This window comes from Labrys sp. Lb11 (genome assembly GCF_057554225.1).
In genome coordinates this window covers 162,557-180,313 of record NZ_BAAJOT010000006.1, presented here as the reverse complement: position 1 = coordinate 180,313, position 17,757 = coordinate 162,557, and the positions used below count along the sequence as shown (strand labels likewise).

General features: G+C 65.6%; 24 protein-coding genes. 1 reads left to right on the top strand and 23 read right to left on the bottom strand.

The genetic code is table 11. From position 1 onward, the window contains the following. Nucleotides 1–10: 10 nt before the first annotated feature. The 22 genes from rplR to rpsL form a co-directional block, all read right to left on the bottom strand. Nucleotides 11–373: a 50S ribosomal protein L18 gene (gene rplR, locus AC27L4_RS22815; RefSeq protein WP_487144666.1), complete on the bottom strand. Its 363-nt coding sequence runs from the start codon at nt 371–373 to the stop codon at nt 11–13. A 12-nt stretch (nt 374–385) separates the two neighbouring features. Further along, the gene (gene rplF / locus AC27L4_RS22810) at nt 386–919 is read right to left on the bottom strand and encodes a 50S ribosomal protein L6 (RefSeq protein WP_487144665.1); all 534 of its coding nucleotides are present in this window, start codon (nt 917–919) and stop codon (nt 386–388) included. A gap of 16 nt (nt 920–935) precedes the next feature. After that, complete coding sequence (rpsH, locus tag AC27L4_RS22805) at nt 936–1,334, bottom strand: 30S ribosomal protein S8 (protein WP_487144664.1); 399 nt, start codon at nt 1,332–1,334, stop codon at nt 936–938. 12 nt (nt 1,335–1,346) lie between these two features. Beyond that, nucleotides 1,347–1,652, bottom strand: a complete 306-nt coding sequence (gene rpsN / locus AC27L4_RS22800) for a 30S ribosomal protein S14 (RefSeq protein ID WP_487144663.1) — start codon at nt 1,650–1,652, stop codon at nt 1,347–1,349. A gap of 44 nt (nt 1,653–1,696) precedes the next feature. Continuing rightward, nucleotides 1,697–2,254, bottom strand: coding sequence for a 50S ribosomal protein L5 (rplE, locus tag AC27L4_RS22795; RefSeq protein ID WP_487144662.1), 558 nt, complete (start codon nt 2,252–2,254; stop codon nt 1,697–1,699). Then, the gene (rplX, locus tag AC27L4_RS22790) at nt 2,247–2,564 is read right to left on the bottom strand and encodes a 50S ribosomal protein L24 (protein WP_487144661.1); all 318 of its coding nucleotides are present in this window, start codon (nt 2,562–2,564) and stop codon (nt 2,247–2,249) included. Before rplX ends, rplE begins: the two co-directional genes overlap by 8 nt. Next, the gene (gene rplN / locus AC27L4_RS22785; RefSeq protein WP_487145235.1) at nt 2,564–2,932 is read right to left on the bottom strand and encodes a 50S ribosomal protein L14; all 369 of its coding nucleotides are present in this window, start codon (nt 2,930–2,932) and stop codon (nt 2,564–2,566) included. Before rplN ends, rplX begins: the two co-directional genes overlap by 1 nt. Nucleotides 2,933–3,178: 246 nt before the next feature. Then, complete coding sequence (gene rpsQ, locus AC27L4_RS22780; RefSeq protein ID WP_487144660.1) at nt 3,179–3,424, bottom strand: 30S ribosomal protein S17; 246 nt, start codon at nt 3,422–3,424, stop codon at nt 3,179–3,181. Between the two features lie 10 nt (nt 3,425–3,434). Then, nucleotides 3,435–3,638, bottom strand: coding sequence for a 50S ribosomal protein L29 (gene rpmC / locus AC27L4_RS22775; RefSeq protein ID WP_487144659.1), 204 nt, complete (start codon nt 3,636–3,638; stop codon nt 3,435–3,437). A gap of 11 nt (nt 3,639–3,649) precedes the next feature. Beyond that, a complete protein-coding gene (gene rplP / locus AC27L4_RS22770; RefSeq protein WP_487144658.1) occupies nt 3,650–4,063 on the bottom strand; it encodes a 50S ribosomal protein L16 in 414 nt (137 codons plus the stop codon). Nucleotides 4,064–4,101: 38 nt separating this feature from the next. Beyond that, complete coding sequence (gene rpsC, locus AC27L4_RS22765; RefSeq protein WP_487144657.1) at nt 4,102–4,809, bottom strand: 30S ribosomal protein S3; 708 nt, start codon at nt 4,807–4,809, stop codon at nt 4,102–4,104. 10 nt (nt 4,810–4,819) lie between these two features. Next, the gene (gene rplV / locus AC27L4_RS22760) at nt 4,820–5,200 is read right to left on the bottom strand and encodes a 50S ribosomal protein L22 (protein WP_487144656.1); all 381 of its coding nucleotides are present in this window, start codon (nt 5,198–5,200) and stop codon (nt 4,820–4,822) included. Between the two features lie 3 nt (nt 5,201–5,203). Continuing rightward, a complete protein-coding gene (gene rpsS, locus AC27L4_RS22755) occupies nt 5,204–5,482 on the bottom strand; it encodes a 30S ribosomal protein S19 (protein WP_487144655.1) in 279 nt (92 codons plus the stop codon). 11 nt (nt 5,483–5,493) lie between these two features. Next, nucleotides 5,494–6,327 (bottom strand): 50S ribosomal protein L2, encoded by an 834-nt coding sequence (gene rplB, locus AC27L4_RS22750; RefSeq protein WP_487144654.1) that lies wholly within the window; start codon nt 6,325–6,327, stop codon nt 5,494–5,496. 25 nt (nt 6,328–6,352) lie between these two features. Then, nucleotides 6,353–6,652 carry a 50S ribosomal protein L23 gene (locus tag AC27L4_RS22745; protein WP_487144653.1) on the bottom strand — a complete coding sequence of 100 codons (300 nt, stop codon included), beginning with the start codon at nt 6,650–6,652 and terminating at the stop codon, nt 6,353–6,355. Beyond that, complete coding sequence (gene rplD, locus AC27L4_RS22740) at nt 6,649–7,269, bottom strand: 50S ribosomal protein L4 (RefSeq protein ID WP_487144652.1); 621 nt, start codon at nt 7,267–7,269, stop codon at nt 6,649–6,651. Before rplD ends, AC27L4_RS22745 begins: the two co-directional genes overlap by 4 nt. Before the next feature lie 10 nt (nt 7,270–7,279). After that, on the bottom strand, nt 7,280–7,984 hold the full coding sequence (rplC, locus tag AC27L4_RS22735; protein WP_487144651.1) for a 50S ribosomal protein L3: 705 nt from the start codon (nt 7,982–7,984) through the stop codon (nt 7,280–7,282). Nucleotides 7,985–8,013: 29 nt separating this feature from the next. Then, the gene (gene rpsJ, locus AC27L4_RS22730; RefSeq protein ID WP_487145234.1) at nt 8,014–8,322 is read right to left on the bottom strand and encodes a 30S ribosomal protein S10; all 309 of its coding nucleotides are present in this window, start codon (nt 8,320–8,322) and stop codon (nt 8,014–8,016) included. A gap of 87 nt (nt 8,323–8,409) precedes the next feature. Continuing rightward, nucleotides 8,410–9,600 carry an elongation factor Tu gene (gene tuf, locus AC27L4_RS22725; protein WP_487144638.1) on the bottom strand — a complete coding sequence of 397 codons (1,191 nt, stop codon included), beginning with the start codon at nt 9,598–9,600 and terminating at the stop codon, nt 8,410–8,412. Nucleotides 9,601–9,663: 63 nt separating this feature from the next. After that, nucleotides 9,664–11,739, bottom strand: a complete 2,076-nt coding sequence (gene fusA / locus AC27L4_RS22720) for an elongation factor G (protein WP_487144650.1) — start codon at nt 11,737–11,739, stop codon at nt 9,664–9,666. A gap of 28 nt (nt 11,740–11,767) precedes the next feature. After that, entirely contained in the window at nt 11,768–12,238 is a 471-nt protein-coding gene (rpsG, locus tag AC27L4_RS22715) for a 30S ribosomal protein S7 (RefSeq protein ID WP_487144649.1), read from the bottom strand. Nucleotides 12,239–12,252: 14 nt separating this feature from the next. After that, nucleotides 12,253–12,624: a 30S ribosomal protein S12 gene (gene rpsL / locus AC27L4_RS22710; RefSeq protein ID WP_307286714.1), complete on the bottom strand. Its 372-nt coding sequence runs from the start codon at nt 12,622–12,624 to the stop codon at nt 12,253–12,255. A gap of 541 nt (nt 12,625–13,165) precedes the next feature. Between rpsL and AC27L4_RS22705 the strand changes: the two genes are divergently transcribed. Further along, nucleotides 13,166–13,432: a hypothetical protein gene (locus tag AC27L4_RS22705; RefSeq protein WP_487144648.1), complete on the top strand. Its 267-nt coding sequence runs from the start codon at nt 13,166–13,168 to the stop codon at nt 13,430–13,432. A 96-nt stretch (nt 13,433–13,528) separates the two neighbouring features. Here the strand turns inward: AC27L4_RS22705 and rpoC are convergent, their stop codons facing one another. Continuing rightward, nucleotides 13,529–17,728: a DNA-directed RNA polymerase subunit beta' gene (gene rpoC, locus AC27L4_RS22700; protein ID WP_487144647.1), complete on the bottom strand. Its 4,200-nt coding sequence runs from the start codon at nt 17,726–17,728 to the stop codon at nt 13,529–13,531. Between the last annotated feature and the right edge of the window lie 29 nt (nt 17,729–17,757).

Sequence of the window (17,757 nt, the reverse complement as noted above, 5' to 3'; positions counted from 1 at the left end):
GAATCCGTCCTTAGAAATTGAGGCCGCCTTCGCGGGCTGCGTCAGCGAGCGCCTTGACGCGCCCGTGGAAGAGGTAGCCACCGCGATCGAACAGGACGTCCTTGACGCCCTTGGCGATCGCCCGCTCCGCCAGGAGCTTGCCGATCGCCGCTGCGGCCTCGACGTCGGCGCCGGTCTTCAAGCTGCCGCGCAGGTCCTTCTCGATCGAGGAAGCGGCGGCGATGGTGACGCCCTTCGCATCGTCGATGAGCTGCGCGTAGATGTGCTTGGAGGAGCGGAACACCGAGAGGCGCGGCCGTCCGTTCGCCGCCACACGCAGAGTGCGGCGGACACGCGCCTTGCGGCGCTCGAGAGCTTGCCTTGCATTTGCCATGTGTCTGGTCCGTTACTTCTTCTTGCCTTCCTTGCGGAAGATGAACTCACCCGCGTACTTGACGCCCTTGCCCTTGTAGGGCTCGGGGCCGCGATAGTCGCGGATCTCGGCCGCAACCTGGCCGACGCGCTGCTTGTCGATGCCGCTGACCACGATTTCCGTGGGCTTGGGCGCCACGATCGCGATCCCTTCCGGAATCGGATAGTCGACGTCGTGCGAGTAGCCCAGCGACAGCTTCAGCACCTTGCCGGCCACGGCGGCCTTGTAGCCGACGCCGTTGATCTCGAGCTTCTTCTCGAAGCCCTTGGTCACGCCGACGAAGATGTTCGACACCATCGTACGGGACATGCCCCACTGGGAGCGCGCCGGCTTGGAGGCGTCGAGCGGCTCCACCTTGACGGAGCCGGAATCGAGGACCACCGACACCAGCGCCGGCGCGGTGAAGGACAGTTCGCCCTTCGGGCCCTTGGCCTTGACGGTCTGGCCGTCGAGCGAGGCAGTGACGCCCGCCGGAACGGCGACCGGCTTCTTGCCGATACGAGACATGGTTTCTCCTTCCGGCTCAGAACACGGTGCAGATCACTTCGCCACCGACATTCGCGTCGCGGGCCTGGTGATCGGACATGACGCCGCGCGGGGTCGAGACGATGGACACGCCCAGACCATTGGCGACGCGCGGCAGGTTCTTCACCGACGCGTAGACGCGGCGGCCCGGCTTCGACACGCGCGCAATCTCGCGGATCACGGGCACGCCGTCATAGTACTTCAGCTCGATGGTGAACTCGCTGCGGCCGGCGCCGAAGTCGGCGACGGTGAAGCCGCGGATATAGCCCTCGGCCTGCAGCACCTCCAGAACGCGGGCGCGCTGGTTCGAACCCGGCGTGACCACCGAGCTCTTGCGGCGCATCTGCGCGTTGCGGATACGGGTCAGCATATCGCCGACAGGATCATTGATCGCCATGACGATGCCTCCTTACCAGCTCGACTTCACGAGCCCGGGCACGAGGCCCCGGGAACCGAGCTCGCGCAGGGCGATGCGCGACATCTTCAGCTTGCGATAGACCGCGCGCGGACGCCCGGTGACTTCGCAGCGATTGCGCACGCGCTCCTTCGCGGAGTTGCGCGGCAGCTCGGACAGCTTGAGGCGCGCCATGAAGCGCTCTTCCATCGACAACGTCTCGTTGTTGGCGGTGGCCTTGAGGCGTTCACGCTTGCCGGCGAACTTCTTCACCAGGGAGGCGCGACGCTTGTTCTTCTCGATCGAACTCTTCTTCGCCATTTACGGTCTCCAACGTTCCGCGTTTGAAGTCGGGTTGCCCCGCCTCACTGCCGGAAGGGGAAATTCATCAACTTGAGGAGCGCGCGCGCTTCCTCGTCGGTCTTGGCCGTGGTGCAGACGATGATGTCCATACCCCAGATCTGGTCGACCTTGTCGTAGTTGATTTCCGGGAAAATGATGTGCTCCTTGAGGCCCAGGGCATAATTGCCCCGGCCGTCGAAGCTCTTCGGGTTGAGCCCGCGGAAGTCGCGCACGCGCGGCAGCGCGATCGTGACCAGGCGGTCGAAGAACTCGTACATCCGGACCTTGCGAAGGGTGACCTTCGCGCCGATCGGCATGTTCTCGCGCACCTTGAACTGGGCGATGGCCTTGCGGGCCCGCGTCACCACCGGCTTCTGGCCGGCGATCAGCGCGAGATCGGCCGCGGCGACCGACGCCTTCTTCGAATCGGCTGTCGCCTCGCCCACGCCCATGTTGAGGACGATCTTGTCGATCGACGGCACTTCCATGGGGTTCTTGTAGCCGAACTGCTCGATCAGCTTGGGCCGCACCACATCGGCGTAATACGCCTTCATACGCGGCGTGTAGGTCGCCTCAGGCATCGATCTGCTCTCCCGAACGCTTGGCGATACGGACCTTGCGCCCGTCGTCCAGAACCTTGAATCCGACCCGCGTCGGCTTGCCGTCCTTGGGATCGGCGATCGCGACGTTGCTCAGGTCGATCGGCGCCTCCTTGGAGATCACGCCGCCGTCCTGGCTGGGGGTCTGCTTCTGGTGGCGGCGCACCACGTTGACGCCGCGGACCAGGGCCCGGTTCTCGTCCGGGAACACCTGAATCACCTCGCCCGAGCGGCCCTTGGAGCGGCCCGTCAGCACGACGACCTTGTCGCCCTTCTTGATCTTGGCGGCCATCACAGCACCTCCGGCGCAAGCGAAATGATCTTCATATGGTTCTTGGCGCGCAGCTCGCGCGGAACCGGTCCGAAGATACGCGTGCCGACCGGCTCCTTCTGGTTGTTGATCAGCACGGCCGCGTTGCGGTCGAAGCGAATCACCGAACCGTCGGGACGGCGGATGTCCTTGGCGGTGCGCACGACGACCGCCTTCATCACATCGCCTTTCTTGACGCGCCCGCGCGGAATGGCTTCCTTGATCGAGACGACGATGATGTCGCCCACGGAAGCATATTTCCGCTTCGAGCCGCCCAGAACCTTGATGCACATCACGCGACGCGCGCCGGAATTGTCCGCGACGTCGAGATTCGACTGCATCTGAATCATGACGAACCCTCTTTTTCTTCGCAGGCTGGTATCCGCATTGGCGCGGACCCGGCCCAACCCCGGGTTTGGCTGGCGCATCCGAAGACGCGCCGTCCTGTTAGCTACGGGAAAGCGTGCCTCATAGCGGCAAGCGGTCCCAATCACAAGCACAAAGGCGCTCGACCGAGCGCCCCTGTTGCCTGCCGACAATCATACCGGCCTTGCGTCCGGATCATGCCGGCCGGGCAGGCCGGCCGATCCGGTCGGTCACTCGGCCTTTTCGGCCTGGTTCACCACTACCCAGCGCTTCAGCTTGGACATCGGGCGACCTTCCTCGATCCACACGATGTCGCCGACCTTGGCGCCGTTCGCCTCGTCATGCGCATGGTAGTTCTTGGTGCGACGCACCGTCTTCTTCAGCAGCGGGTGGGTGAAGCGACGCTCCACCTTGACCACGATGGTCTTGTCGTTCTTGTCGGAAACGACGACGCCTTGCAGGACGCGTTTGGGCATCCGATCCTCCTCACGCCTTGTCGGCCGCAACGGCCTTCTGGCGCTGAAACGTCTTGATCTGCGCGATGGTCCGGCGCACGGCGCGCACGCGCGACGTGTTCTCCAGCTGGCCGGTGGCCTTCTGGAAGCGCAGGTTGAACTGCTCCTTCTTCAGCTTCGCGATCTCGTCGGCGAGCTGGTCTTCCGTCATCACCTTGATGTCGGCGGCTTTCATCTGATCCTCCGTCACTCGGCAATGCGCTGGATGAAGCGTGTCTTGATCGGCAGCTTGGCGGCGCCGAGCGTCAGGGCCGACCGCGCCACGTCCTCGGCGACGCCGTCGATCTCGAACATGATCCGGCCCGGCTTGACCCGGGCGGCCCAATGGTCCGGCGCGCCCTTGCCCTTGCCCATGCGCACTTCGGCGGGCTTGCTGGTCACCGGCACGTCCGGAAAGATCCGGATCCAGACACGGCCCTGGCGCTTCATCTCGCGAGTGATCGCGCGACGAGCCGCCTCGATCTGCCGGGCGGTGACCCGCTCGGGCTCCAGCGCCTTGAGGCCGAACTGGCCGAAGTTCAACAGCGCGCCGCTGGTGGCCACGCCGTGGATGCGCCCCTTGAAGGCTTTGCGAAACTTGGTGCGCTTGGGTTGCAGCATGGTTCTACTCTCTCAATCCCGGCCTGTGGCGATGCGGCTCACGCCGCATCGTGACGGCGCGACGTCGAACGACCGCCCTCGGCCTCCGCCATGCGCTTGTCCTGGGCCATCGGATCGTGCTCGAGGATTTCGCCCTTGAAGATCCAGACCTTGATGCCGCAGGTCCCGAAGGTGGTGTAGGCTGTCGCCGTGCCGTAGTCGACATCGGCGCGCAGCGTGTGCAGCGGCACGCGACCTTCACGGTACCATTCGAGGCGTGCGATCTCGGCGCCGCCCAGGCGACCCGAGCAGTTGATGCGGATGCCCTCGGCGCCCAGACGCATGGCCGACTGCACGGCCCGCTTCATGGCCCGGCGGAAGGCAACGCGGCGCTCGAGCTGCTGGGCGATCGAGTCGGCCACCAGCGTCGCATCGATCTCGGGCTTGCGCACCTCGACGATGTTGATGTGCACCTCGGAGTTGGTGATCTTGGCGACGGCCTTCTTCAGCTTGTCGATGTCGGCGCCCTTCTTGCCGATCACGATGCCGGGACGAGCCGACTGGATCGTGACGCGGCACTTGCGGTGCGGACGCTCGATGACGATCTTGGAAACCGCCGCCTGCTTCAGCATCTTCATCAGCGCCGAGCGGATGGCGATGTCCTCGTGCAGGAGCTGGCCGTACTCGCCCTTGTTCGCGAACCAGCGCGAATCCCAGGTCCGGTTGATGCCGAGACGCAGGCCGATCGGGTTGATTTTCTGACCCATCTCTCGCTCCTCAGGCCTTCGCTTCGACCTGACGGACGACGACCGTCAGGTTGGAGAAGGGCTTCTCGATCCGGCCGGCCCGGCCGCGGGCGCGGGCGTGGAACCGCTTGATCACGAACGCCTTGCCGACATGGGCCTCGGAGACGATCAGATCGTCCACGTCCAGGCCGTGATTGTTCTCGGCGTTGGCGATGGCGCTCTGCAGCGTCTTCTTGACGTCGCCGGCGATGCGCTTGCGCGAGAAGGTCAGGTCGGCCAGGGCCGAATCCACCTTCTTGCCGCGGATCATCGACGCGACCAGGTTGAGCTTCTGCGGGGAGACCCGCAGCATGCGCGCAACCGCCTTCGCTTCGTTGTCGGGGAGCGCGCGGGGGGACTTGGGCTTGCCCATCGCTTACTTCCTCTTCGACTTCTTGTCCGCCGCGTGGCCGTAGAAGGTCCGCGTCGGGGAGAATTCACCGAGCTTCATGCCGACCATCTCCTCGGAGATGGTCACCGGCACATGCTTCTGCCCGTTGTAGACCCCGAAGACGAGGCCGACGAACTGCGGCAGGATGGTGGAGCGACGGCTCCAGGTCTTGATGACTTCGCCGCGGCCGGAGCCGCGCGCGGCGTCAGCCTTCTTCAGGAGATACCCGTCGACGAACGGGCCTTTCCAGACTGAGCGGGACACGAGCGGTCTCCTTACTTCTTCTTGGCGTGACGCGAGGAGACGATGAACTTGTTCGTCGCCTTGTTGGACCGCGTCTTCTTGCCCTTCGTGGGCTTGCCCCACGGGGTGACGGGGTGACGGCCACCGGAGGTGCGGCCTTCGCCGCCGCCGTGCGGATGGTCGATCGGGTTCATGGCCACGCCGCGGACGGCAGGCTTGACGCCGAGCCAGCGCGAACGCCCCGCCTTGCCGAGCGAGATGTTCATGTGGTCCTGGTTCGACACCGCGCCGATGGTCGCGAAGCACCCCGACAGGATCAGCCGCTGCTCGCCCGAGTTCAAGCGGACGATGACATAGGCCCCGTCACGGCCGACGATCTGGGCATAGGAGCCGGCCGACCGGGCGATCGCCCCGCCCTTGCCGAGCTTCATCTCGACATTGTGGACGATGGTGCCGACCGGCATCGCCGCCATCGGCATGGCGTTGCCGGGCTTCACGTCGGCCTGGGCGCTGGCGACGACCGTGTCGCCGACCGCCAGGCGCTGCGGCGCCAGGATGTAGGCGAGCTCGCCGTCGGCGTACTTCAGCAGCGCGATGAAGGCGGTGCGGTTCGGATCGTACTCGATCCGCTCCACGGTCGCCGGCACGTCCAGCTTGCGACGCTTGAAGTCGACGATGCGGTAGGAGCGCTTGTGGCCGCCCGACTTGCGCCAGGAGGTGATGCGCCCGGTGTTGTTGCGGCCGCCCGACTTGGTCAGACCTTCGGTCAGCGCCTTGACCGGCGCGCCCTTGTGGAGAGCCGAACGGTCGACGAGCACCAGCTGACGCAGGCTCGGCGTAACCGGCTTGTATGTCCTGAGAGCCATCTCTCTGTCCCTTCCCGGTCCCGCCTCAGAGACCCGTCGTCACGTCGATCGTGTGGCCTTCGGCCAGCGTCACGATCGCGCGCTTCACATCGCTCTGAGTGCCGACGGTCCCGCGGAAACGCTTCGTCTTGCCCTTGCGAACGAGCGTGTTGACGCTCGTCACCTTGACGTCGAAGAGCTTCTCGACCGCGGCCTTGATCTGCGGCTTCGTCGCGTCGTCGCGGACGCGGAAGACCACCTGGTTGTGGTCCGTGAGCGCCGTCGCCTTCTCGGTAATGACCGGCGACAGGATCACGTCGTAGTGACGGGGATCGGCGGTGCTCATTTGAAGCGCGCCTCCAGCGCATCGACGGCGGCCTTGGTCAGCACGAGGCTGTCGCGGCGCAGGATGTCGTAGACGTTGATGCCCTGCACGGGCAGCACGTCGACGTTCGGAATGTTGCGGGCCGCCAGGGCGAAGTTCGTATCGACCTCGGCGCCGTCGACGATCAGGACATTGGCCAGGCCCCGCTTGCTGAAGGTCTCCTTCAGCGCCTTGGTCTTGGCCTCGCTCAGCGTCGCCTGGTCGACGATGATGAGCTGCTGGTCCTTGGCCTTGGCCGAGAGCGCAAGCTTGAGGCCGAGCGCCCGCACCTTCTTGGGCAGGTCGTGGGCATGGCTGCGCACGACCGGCCCGAAGGCGCGACCGCCGCCGCGGAACTGCGGCGCGGACGCGGCGCCGTGGCGAGCGCCGCCGGTGCCCTTCTGCTTGTAGAGCTTCTTCTTCGTCCGGTTGATCTCCGAACGGCCAAGGGTCTTGTGGGTGCCGGCCTGGCGCTTGGCCAGCTGCCAGCGGACGACGCGCTGCAGGATGTCCGCACGCGGCTCGAGCGAGAAGATCTCGTCCGAGAGCTCGACCGAGCCGGCTTCGGCGCCGTCAAACGTGGTGATGCTCAGTTTCATCGGCTCCTCCTCACTCGCCTGCGGCCGCAGCGGCGGCTTCGGGCAAGCGGAACGCGCCGGGCTTCGGCGCCGAATCCGGCAGAACCTTCTTGACCGCGTCGCGGATCGTGATCCAGCCGCCCTTGGAGCCGGGAACGGCTCCCTCGACCAGGATCAGGCCGCGTTCGACGTCGGTGCGCACGACCTTGAGGTTCAGGGTCGTGACGCGCTCATCGCCCATATGGCCGGCCATCTTCTTGCCGGCGAAGGTCTTGCCCGGGTCCTGGCGCTGGCCGGTCGAACCATGGGCACGATGCGTGATCGAGTTGCCGTGGCTGGCGCGATGGCCGCCGAAGTTCCAGCGCTTCATCGAACCGGCGAAGCCCTTGCCGATGGTCGTGCCGGTGACGTCGACGAACTGGCCGGGGACGAAATGGTCGGCCGTGATCGTTGCGCCGACCGGAATGAGATCGGAAGCAGGCACGCGGAATTCGACGATCTTGCGCTTGGGCTCCACCTTGGCCACGGCAAAGTGGCCGCGCTGGGCACGCGTCGTGTTCTTGACCTTGGCCAGGCCAGCGCCGAGCTGCAGCGCCGTGTAGCCGTTCTTGTCTTCGGTCCGATGCGCGACGACCTGACAGTCGTCCAGCTTGAGGACCGTGACCGGGACATGCTCGCCGGCGTCGTTGTAGACGCGGCTCATGCCGATCTTCTGTGCGATGACACCTGAACGCATGGCGTTCGTTCCTAATCCTCGAGGCACGATCAGAGCTTGATTTCGACATCCACGCCGGCGGCGAGGTCGAGCTTCATCAGCGCGTCCACGGTCTGCGGGGTGGGATCGACGATGTCGAGCAGGCGCTTGTGCGTGCGCATCTCGAACTGCTCGCGCGACTTCTTGTCGACGTGCGGCGAGCGGTTCACGGTAAATTTCTCGATCCGCGTCGGCAGCGGGATCGGCCCGCGAACCGCGGCGCCGGTGCGCTTGGCGGTCGAGACGATCTCGCGGGTCGATGCATCGAGGATACGATGATCGAACGCTTTGAGACGGATGCGGATGTTCTGGCCGTTCATGACCTCAACTCCGGAAGTGTGGTGCCGGTCCACCGACCGGCATTGAACCGAGAGTGCCGGCCTTGCGACCGGCACGCCGGAGATGGATCACTCGATGATGGCGGCGACGACGCCGGCGCCGACGGTGCGGCCGCCTTCGCGGATGGCGAAGCGCAGCTTCTCCTCCATGGCGATCGGCACGATCAGCGCCACGTCCATCGAGATGTTGTCGCCGGGCATCACCATTTCCGTGCCTTCCGGCAGCGTCACGATGCCCGTCACGTCCGTCGTCCGGAAGTAGAACTGCGGACGGTAGTTGGTGAAGAACGGCGTGTGGCGACCGCCCTCCTCCTTCGTCAGGATGTAGGCTTCCGCCTTGAACTTCGTGTGCGGCTTCACCGAGCCCGGCTTGCACAGCACCTGGCCGCGCTCCACGTCCTCGCGCTTGGTGCCGCGCAGCAGCGCGCCGATGTTGTCGCCGGCCTGGCCCTGGTCAAGCAGCTTGCGGAACATCTCGACGCCCGTCACCGTCGTCTTCTGCGTCGGACGGATGCCGACGATCTCGATTTCCTCGCCGACCTTGACGATGCCGCGCTCCACGCGACCCGTCACAACCGTGCCGCGGCCCGAGATCGAGAACACGTCCTCGACCGGCATCAGGAACGGCTGGTCGATCGGACGCTCCGGCTGCGGGATGTACTCGTCCACCGTCGCCATCAGCGCCAGCACCGCGTCATGCCCGATCGCCGGGTTGACGTTGTCCAGAGCCGCCTTCGCCGAACCCTTGGTGATCGGGATGTCGTCGCCGGGGAACTCGTACTTCGACAGAAGCTCGCGAACCTCCATCTCCACCAGCTCCAGAAGCTCGGCGTCGTCGACGAGGTCGACCTTGTTCAGGAACACCACAAGCGCCGGAACGCCCACCTGGCGCGCCAGCAGGATGTGCTCGCGCGTCTGCGGCATCGGCCCGTCCGCCGCCGAAACCACAAGGATCGCGCCGTCCATCTGCGCCGCGCCCGTGATCATGTTCTTCACGTAGTCCGCGTGCCCGGGGCAGTCCACATGCGCGTAGTGACGCTTCTGCGTCTCGTACTCAACATGCGCCGTCGAGATCGTGATGCCGCGCGCCTTCTCTTCCGGCGCCTTGTCGATCTGGTCGTACGCCGTGAACGTCGCGCCGCCCGTCTCCGCCAGAACCTTCGTGATCGCCGCTGTCAGCGACGTCTTCCCATGGTCAACGTGACCGATCGTGCCGATGTTGCAGTGCGGCTTCGTGCGCTCGAATTTCTCTTTGGCCATCGGGGCCTCCTTCACCAATCGCCGCCGGAACGGCGGATGAACTGTAAAACAGCGGGGGACAGATCAGGCGTACTTGGCCTGGATCTCAGCGGCCACGTTGGACGGAGCCTGGTCGTAGTGATCGAACTGCATGGTGTAGCTGGCGCGGCCCTGGGTGAAGGAGCGCAGCTGGTTGACGTAGCCGAACATGTTCATCAGCGGCACCATGGCGTTGACGACGTTGGCGTTGCCACGCATGTCCTGGCCCTGGATCTGGCCGCGCCGCGAGTTGAGGTCGCCGATGACCGAACCGGTGTACTCCTCCGGGGTCACGACTTCGACCTTCATGATCGGCTCGAGCAGAACGGAACCACCCTTCTGAAGCCCCTCGCGGAGCGCGGCACGCGACGCGATTTCGAAGGCCAGAGCCGACGAGTCGACCTCGTGATAGGCGCCGTCGATCAGCGTCACCTTGACGTCGACCACCGGGAAGCCCGCGACGATGCCCGCTCCCAGAACGGAGTTGAGGCCCTTCTCGACGCCGGGGAGATATTCCTTCGGCACCGAGCCGCCGATGACCTTCGACTCGAATTCGAAGCCCTTGCCGGGCTCGTTCGGCTCGACGATGAACTTGACGCGGGCGAACTGGCCCGTGCCGCCGGTCTGCTTCTTGTGGGTGTAGTCGATCTCGGCCCGCTTGGTGATCTTCTCGCGGAAGGCCACCTGCGGCGCGCCGACATTGACGTCGACCTTGTGGGTCCGACGCAGGATGTCGACCTTGATATCGAGATGGAGCTCGCCCATGCCCTTGATGATGGTCTGGCCGGATTCCGCATCGGTGGTGACGCGGAAGGACGGATCCTCGGACGCGAGCTTGATCAGCGCCAGCGCCATCTTCTCCTGGTCGGCCTTGGTCTTGGGCTCCACGGCCATCTCGATGACGGGCTCGGGGAACTCCATGCGCTCCAGGATGACGGGATGCGCGGGGTCGCACAGGGTGTCGCCGGTGCGGGTGTCCTTGAGGCCGACCAGAGCGACGATGTCGCCGGCATAGGCCTCGGCGATTTCCTCGCGGTTGTTGGCGTGCATCAGCACCATGCGGCCGACGCGCTCATTCTTCTCGCGCGAGGAGTTGAGCAGCGACATGCCCTTCTCCAGCTTGCCCGAATAGATGCGGCAGAAGGTCAGGACGCCGTACTGGTCGTCCATGATCTTGAAGCCGAGCACGGACAGCGGCTCGCTGTCGGAGGACTTGCGCTCGGTCTCCTGCTCGGTCTTGGGGTCGATGCCCTTGATCGCCGGCACGTCGACCGGAGAAGGCAGATAGTCGACGACCGCGTCGAGCAGCGTCTGCACGCCCTTGTTCTTGAAGGCGGAGCCGGCGAGCACCGGGTAGAAGGCCCCCTGGAGCACGGCCTTGCGGATCAGGCGCTTCAGCGTCGCCTCATCCGGCTCGACGCCGTCGAGATAGGCCGTCATGGCATCGTCGTCGAGCTCGACGGCGGCCTCGACCAGAGCGGTGCGATACTGCGCGGCCTTCTCTTCCAGGTCGGCGGGAATCGGCAGGTTGGCGTCGAACTCGGCGCCGAGCGCCTCGCCGGACCAGACCACGGCCTTCATGCGGACCAGGTCGACCACGCCCTTGAAGTTGGCTTCCGAGCCGATCGGCAGCTGGATGGCGATCGGCTTGGCGCCGAGGCGCTTCACGATGTCGTCGAGGCACTTGTAGAAGTCGGCGCCCGTCTTATCCATCTTGTTGGCGAAGACGATGCGCGGCACCCTGTACTTGTCGCCCTGGCGCCAGACGGTCTCGGTCTGCGGCTCAACGCCCTGGTTGGAGTCGAGCACGCACACGGCGCCGTCGAGCACGCGCAGCGAACGCTCGACCTCGATGGTGAAGTCGACGTGGCCGGGGGTGTCGATGATGTTCAGGCGCTTGCCGGCCCACTGGGCCGTGGTGGCGGCGGACGTGATGGTGATGCCACGCTCCTGCTCCTGCTCCATGAAATCCATGGTCGCGGCGCCGTCGTGCACTTCGCCGAGCTTGTGGCTCTTGCCGGTGTAGAAGAGGATCCGCTCGGTGGTCGTGGTCTTGCCGGCGTCGATATGCGCCATGATACCGAAGTTGCGGTAGTCCTCGATCGCGTGGGTGCGGGGCATCGTTCTGTCCTCGTCCGATCCGTTCTCTTTACCAGCGGTAATGCGAGAAGGCGCGGTTGGCTTCCGCCATGCGGTGGGTGTCTTCGCGTTTCTTCACCGCGTTGCCGCGGTTGTTGGACGCGTCGAGAAGCTCGGCCGAAAGCCGCTCCTCCATGGTCTTTTCGTTGCGAGCCCGGGCCGCGGTCAGGATCCAGCGGATGGCGAGAGCCTGGCGGCGCTCGGTGCGGACTTCGACCGGAACCTGGTAGGTCGCGCCGCCGACGCGGCGGGAGCGGACCTCGATCGCCGGGGCGACGTTGGCGAGGGCCGACTGGAAGACGGTCAGCGGGCTCTGCTTCGACTTGGCCTCGATCGTGTCGAAGGCCTGGTAGACGATGCTCTCGGCAACCGACTTCTTGCCGTCATACATGACGGCGTTCATGAACTTGGTGACGACGATATCGCCGAACTTGGGGTCCGGGATGATCTCTCGCTTCTCGGCGCGATGGCGGCGGGACATGGAAGAACTCTCCCTTACTTCGGACGCTTGGCGCCGTACTTCGACCGGCGCTGCTTGCGGTTCTTGACGCCCTGGGTGTCGAGAACGCCGCGGAGAATGTGATAACGCACGCCGGGAAGGTCCTTGACGCGGCCACCACGGATCATGACGACCGAGTGCTCCTGCAGGTTATGACCTTCGCCGGGGATGTAGCCGATCACCTCGAAGCCGTTGGTCAGGCGCACCTTGGCGACCTTGCGCAGAGCGGAGTTCGGCTTCTTCGGCGTCGTGGTGTAGACGCGCGTGCAGACGCCGCGCTTCTGCGGGCACGCTTCCAGATGGCGCGCCTTTTCCCGGTAGACGGGAGCCTGCCGCGGCTTGCGGATCAACTGGCTAATCGTCGGCATCGTTTGCCCTTCAGCTTCGAATGATGCTCCCTTGCGGGCGCACCGCTTTGTCCTGCGCTTTGTCCACGCAAAACGAAACCGCGCCTGCTTCCCCGAAGAGGGATGCGAGCGCGACACTCACAGAGGACCACGGCGCTTGCGCGCGGCGGTCATGGCCGGATCTGACTTTGATAGTCCGGAGGCAGCGTCTAAGCCATCGGTTCACATCTGACGATCTGAACGATCGAGGGGCTTACCGCCTGCCCTGAAAGTTGGCGGTACATACTCAGCCCATCGCCTCGCGTCAAGCGCAAAGGCTGTCACAGACCCGATGTTTGCGCAGGGCTCCCCTGCCCCGCCGGCGGATCCGCCCCTGCCCCGGCGGATCCTGACGTTCCAGGGGTATATGGCTATGGAATCTTGATATCAAGACCCCTGCTCCTCTCTCGAATCCTTATGCGGCTGCGGCCAAGTCTCGCGGCGCGGCGGCGAATCCCCGCCGCGGCCGTCGGGCGGCGCCCCTTCGCGTGGCGCCGTCCGGCCCGATTCGACCGAGACCGCCATGGCCGCTGCTCCCCATCCCCGCCTCGACGTCACTTCGCGCGTGACACTGCATGTCTTCTGGCTCGAGCTCGCCCTGATCGTGCCGTTGTCGAATCTCGGCCCCAAGGGATGGGCGCCGACCGCAGCACTGCTGCTCGGCATCTGTGCCCTGGTCCACGGCGCCATCGCCACCGCGACCGAGGCACCGGCGGGCGGGTCGAGCCTCACCGACTGGGACAGCGCCACTTGGCTCGCCGCGCTCGCCCTTGCCTGCCTGATGCTCTGACCGGGCGCTCGTCTTCGCAAAAAAGGGGAGCCCGGCGGACCGGGCTCCCCTGATGTCGTTCCGGCAGCCGGAGAACCGGCCGCGTCGGCCTGCAGCTCACTCGGCCGCCGGCAGCGCCTCGGCTTCCGGCTGTGCCGCAGCCGGAGCGGCCGCGGCTTCGGCCTGGCGCTGCTGCAGGATGAGGTCGTCGCGGCGCTTGGCGATCTCGCGGATGCGCGCGAACTGGGCGCCGGTGCCGGCCGGGATCAGGCGGCCGACGATGACGTTCTCCTTCAGGCCTTCCAGCGTGTCGGACTTGCCGTTGACCGACGCCTCGGTGAGGACGCGCGTGGTCTCCTGGAACGAGGCCGCCGAGATGAAGGAGCGCGTCTGCAGCGACGCCTTGGTGATGCCGAGCAGAACCGGATGGCCGGTGGCCGGCCGCTTCTTCTCCTCCAGCGCCTTGGCGTTGGCTTCGTCGAACTCCACCCTGTCGACCTGCTCGCTCGGCAGGAAGTCGGTATCGCCGGCGTCGACGATCTCGATCTTCTGCAGCATCTGGCGAACGATCACCTCGATGTGCTTGTCGTTGATCTGCACGCCCTGCAGCCGGTAGACCTCCTGGATTTCGTTGACGAGGTAGGCAGCGAGCTCCTCCACGCCCTTGATCGCCAGGATGTCGTGCGGCGCCGGGTTGCCGTCGACGATGAAGTCGCCCTTCTCCACGACGTCGCCGTCCTGGAGATGGATGTGCTTGCCCTTCGGGATCAGGTACTCGACCGCCTCCTGATCGGCTTCGTGCGGCTGGATCGTCAGCCGCCGCTTGTTCTTGTAGTCCTTGCCGAACTGGATGGTGCCGGTGATCTCGGCGATGATCGCCGCATCCTTCGGCCGCCGCGCCTCGAACAGCTCCGCCACGCGCGGCAGACCTCCGGTGATGTCGCGGGTCTTGGCGCTCTCCATCGGGATACGGGCGATGACGTCGCCGGCCGTGACCTTGGCGCCGGGGTCGACCGAGATGACCGCCTCGGAAGCCAGGAAGTAGCGGGCGTCGCCGCCGCGCGACAGCTTGGCCGTCTTGCCGTCAGGGCCCTTGATGATCAGGGCCGGCCGCAGATCCGCCGAGCGGTTCGAGGTCCGCCAGTCGGTGACGACGCGCTTGGTGATGCCGGTCGACTCGTCGGCCGTCTCCGACAGCGACACGCCGTCCACCAGATCCTCGTAGGCGATGGTGCCGTCGAGCTCGGTGATGATCGGGCGGGTGTAGGGGTCCCACTCGGCCATGCGCTGGCCGCGCTTGACCTTGTCGCCGTCGTCGACGCGCAGGCGCGAGCCGTAGGGCACGCGGTTCACCGAGCGCTCGGAGCCGTCATGGTCGAGGATGACGATGGCCAGGTTGCGCGCCATCGCGATCAGCACGCCTTCCGAGTTGCGGACGACGCTGCGGTTGCGGATCTTGATCGTGCCCTCGAAGGTCGCCTCGATGTGGCTCTGCTCGTTGATCTGCGCCGCACCGCCGATGTGGAAGGTGCGCATGGTGAGCTGGGTGCCCGGCTCGCCGATCGACTGGGCGGCGATGACGCCGACGGCCTCGCCCATGTTGACGCGCGTGCCGCGCGCCAGGTCGCGGCCGTAGCAGGTGGCGCAGACGCCGTTCTTGGTCTCGCAGGTGAGCACCGAACGGATCTTCACCTCCTGGATGCCGGCAGCCGTGATCTGGTCGATCATCGACTCGACGATCATCTCGCCCCTCGGCACGATCACCGCTCCGGTCTGCGGATCGGTGACGTTCTCGGCCGCGGTGCGGCCGAGGATGCGCACGCCGAGCGAGGCCACGATCTGGCCGGCGTCGATGATCGCACGGACACGGATGCCGCCTTCGGACTGGCAATCGGTCTCCGAGATGATGGCATCCTGCGCCACGTCGACGAGGCGGCGGGTCAGGTAGCCCGAGTTCGCCGTCTTCAGCGCCGTGTCGGCCAGGCCCTTGCGGGCGCCGTGGGTCGAGTTGAAGTACTCGAGCACGGTCAGGCCTTCCTTGAAGTTGGAGATGATCGGGCTCTCGATGATCTCGCCGGAGGGCTTGGCCATCAGGCCGCGCATGGCGCCGAGCTGACGCATCTGGGCCGGCGAGCCGCGGGCCGAGGAGTGCGACATCATGTAGATCGAGTTGATCGGCTTGTCGCGGCCGCTGTCGTCCTTCTTCACCGAAGAGATGCGGCTCATCATCTCCGCCGCAAGGCGGTCCGAGCACTTGGCCCAGGCGTCCACGACCTTGTTGTACTTCTCGCCCTGGGTGATCAGGCCGTCATTGTACTGCTGCTCGTAGTCCTTGGCGAGCGCGTCGGTCTCGGCGACGATCTTCCACTTGTTCTCCGGCACGACGATGTCGTCCTTGCCGAACGAGATGCCGGCGCGGAAGGCGTTGGAGAAGCCGAGCGTCATGATGCGGTCGCAGAAGATGACCGCCTCCTTCTGGCCGACATTGCGGTAGACCACGTCGATCAGCGCCGAGATGGCCTTCTTCGTCATCAGGTTGTTGGCGGCGTCGAAGGGCACCCTGGGGCTCTTGGGCAGGAGCTGGGCGAGCTTCACGCGGCCGGGCGTCGTGTCGTAGATCCGCGACACGGGCTGGCCGTCCTCGCCGAGGCCCCTCCAGCGCCACTTGATCTTGGTGTGCAGCGTCACCGCCTTGGCCTCGAGCGCATGCTCGAGCTCGCCGATGTCGCCGAACACCATGCCCTGGCCGGGCTCGCCGTCCGACATCAGCGTGACGTAATAGAGGCCGAGCACGACGTCCTGCGAGGGCACGATGATCGGCTGGCCGTTGGCCGGATGCAGGATGTTGTTGGTCGACATCATCAGGACGCGCGCTTCCAGCTGCGCTTCCAGCGACAGCGGCACGTGCACGGCCATCTGGTCGCCGTCGAAGTCGGCGTTGAAGGCCGTGCAGACCAGCGGATGCAGCTGGATGGCCTTGCCCTCGATCAGCACCGGCTCGAAGGCCTGGATGCCGAGGCGATGCAGGGTCGGGGCGCGGTTGAGCAGCACCGGATGCTCGCGGATCACCTCGTCGAGGATATCCCAGACCTCCGGCTTCTCCTTCTCCACCAGCTTCTTGGCCTGCTTGACCGTGGCCGAGAAGCCCTTGGCGTCGAGGCGCGAATAGATGAAGGGCTTGAACAGCTCCAGCGCCATCTTCTTGGGCAGGCCGCACTGGTGCAGCTTCAGCTCGGGACCGACGACGATCACCGAGCGGCCGGAATAGTCGACGCGCTTGCCGAGCAGGTTCTGGCGGAAGCGCCCCTGCTTGCCCTTGAGCATGTCGGAGAGCGACTTCAGCGGCCGCTTGTTGGCGCCGGTGATGACGCGGCCGCGGCGGCCGTTGTCGAACAGCGCGTCGACGGCCTCCTGCAGCATGCGCTTCTCGTTGCGGATGATGATGTCCGGCGCACGGAGCTCGATCAGCCGCTTGAGGCGGTTGTTGCGGTTGATGACGCGGCGATAGAGGTCGTTGAGGTCGGACGTGGCGAAGCGGCCACCGTCCAGCGGGACGAGCGGGCGCAGATCCGGCGGGATCACCGGCACGGCGGTGAGGATCATCCACTCCGGCTTGTTGCCCGAGTTGATGAAGGCCTCGATGATCTTGAGGCGCTTGGCCAGCTTCTTGGGCTTGAGCTCGGTGGTGGCCTCGGCGATCTCGACGCGCAGGTCCGCCGCGATCTTCTCCAGATCCATGGCGCGCAGCATCTCGCGGATGGCTTCGGCGCCGATCATGGCGGTGAAGCTGTCCTCGCCGTACTCATCCTGGGCGCGGGCATAGTCATCCTCGGAGAGGAGCTGACGCTCCTTCAGCGGGGTGAGGCCGGGCTCGATGACGACGTAGTACTCGAAGTACAGGATGCGCTCGAGATCCTTGAGCGTCATGTCCATCAGGAGGCCGATGCGCGAGGGCAGCGACTTCAGGAACCAGATATGGGCGACGGGCGCGGCGAGCTCGATATGGCCCATGCGCTCGCGCCGGACCCGCGACAGCGTCACCTCGACGCCGCACTTCTCGCAGATCACGCCCTTGTACTTCATACGCTTGTACTTGCCGCACAAGCACTCGTAGTCCTTGATCGGTCCGAAAATGCGGGCGCAGAACAGCCCGTCCCGCTCCGGCTTGAACGTGCGGTAGTTGATGGTCTCGGGCTTCTTGATCTCGCCGTAGGACCAGGACAGGATCTTTTCCGGCGACGCGATCGAGATCTTGATCTGATCGAACGTCTGGGTCTGAACAACCGGATTGAAGAGATTCATGACCTCTTGGTTCATGGCCGTCTCCGGGTTTGCTGCCGGCGGGG

Coding starts and splice junctions, on each gene's coding strand:
- rplV (WP_487144656.1), bottom strand. CDS start 5,200: ATGGGCAAGCCCAAGTCCCCCCGCGCGCTCCCCGACAACGAAGCGAAG.
- rpsQ (WP_487144660.1), bottom strand. CDS start 3,424: ATGCCCAAACGCGTCCTGCAAGGCGTCGTCGTTTCCGACAAGAACGAC.
- rpsJ (WP_487145234.1), bottom strand. CDS start 8,322: ATGAACGGCCAGAACATCCGCATCCGTCTCAAAGCGTTCGATCATCGT.
- rplP (WP_487144658.1), bottom strand. CDS start 4,063: ATGCTGCAACCCAAGCGCACCAAGTTTCGCAAAGCCTTCAAGGGGCGC.
- rpsL (WP_307286714.1), bottom strand. CDS start 12,624: ATGCCGACGATTAGCCAGTTGATCCGCAAGCCGCGGCAGGCTCCCGTC.
- rpsN (WP_487144663.1), bottom strand. CDS start 1,652: ATGGCGAAGAAGAGTTCGATCGAGAAGAACAAGCGTCGCGCCTCCCTG.
- rplB (WP_487144654.1), bottom strand. CDS start 6,327: ATGGCTCTCAGGACATACAAGCCGGTTACGCCGAGCCTGCGTCAGCTG.
- rpsC (WP_487144657.1), bottom strand. CDS start 4,809: ATGGGTCAGAAAATCAACCCGATCGGCCTGCGTCTCGGCATCAACCGG.
- rpsG (WP_487144649.1), bottom strand. CDS start 12,238: ATGTCCCGCCGCCATCGCGCCGAGAAGCGAGAGATCATCCCGGACCCC.
- tuf (WP_487144638.1), bottom strand. CDS start 9,600: ATGGCCAAAGAGAAATTCGAGCGCACGAAGCCGCACTGCAACATCGGC.
- rplE (WP_487144662.1), bottom strand. CDS start 2,254: ATGCCTGAGGCGACCTACACGCCGCGTATGAAGGCGTATTACGCCGAT.
- rplF (WP_487144665.1), bottom strand. CDS start 919: ATGTCTCGTATCGGCAAGAAGCCGGTCGCCGTTCCGGCGGGCGTCACT.
- rplR (WP_487144666.1), bottom strand. CDS start 373: ATGGCAAATGCAAGGCAAGCTCTCGAGCGCCGCAAGGCGCGTGTCCGC.
- rplD (WP_487144652.1), bottom strand. CDS start 7,269: ATGAAACTGAGCATCACCACGTTTGACGGCGCCGAAGCCGGCTCGGTC.
- rpoC (WP_487144647.1), bottom strand. CDS start 17,728: ATGAACCAAGAGGTCATGAATCTCTTCAATCCGGTTGTTCAGACCCAG.
- rplN (WP_487145235.1), bottom strand. CDS start 2,932: ATGATTCAGATGCAGTCGAATCTCGACGTCGCGGACAATTCCGGCGCG.
- AC27L4_RS22705 (WP_487144648.1), top strand. CDS start 13,166: ATGGCCGCTGCTCCCCATCCCCGCCTCGACGTCACTTCGCGCGTGACA.
- fusA (WP_487144650.1), bottom strand. CDS start 11,739: ATGCCCCGCACCCACGCGATCGAGGACTACCGCAACTTCGGTATCATG.
- AC27L4_RS22745 (WP_487144653.1), bottom strand. CDS start 6,652: ATGAGCACCGCCGATCCCCGTCACTACGACGTGATCCTGTCGCCGGTC.
- rplX (WP_487144661.1), bottom strand. CDS start 2,564: ATGGCCGCCAAGATCAAGAAGGGCGACAAGGTCGTCGTGCTGACGGGC.
- rplC (WP_487144651.1), bottom strand. CDS start 7,984: ATGCGTTCAGGTGTCATCGCACAGAAGATCGGCATGAGCCGCGTCTAC.
- rpmC (WP_487144659.1), bottom strand. CDS start 3,638: ATGAAAGCCGCCGACATCAAGGTGATGACGGAAGACCAGCTCGCCGAC.
- rpsH (WP_487144664.1), bottom strand. CDS start 1,334: ATGGCGATCAATGATCCTGTCGGCGATATGCTGACCCGTATCCGCAAC.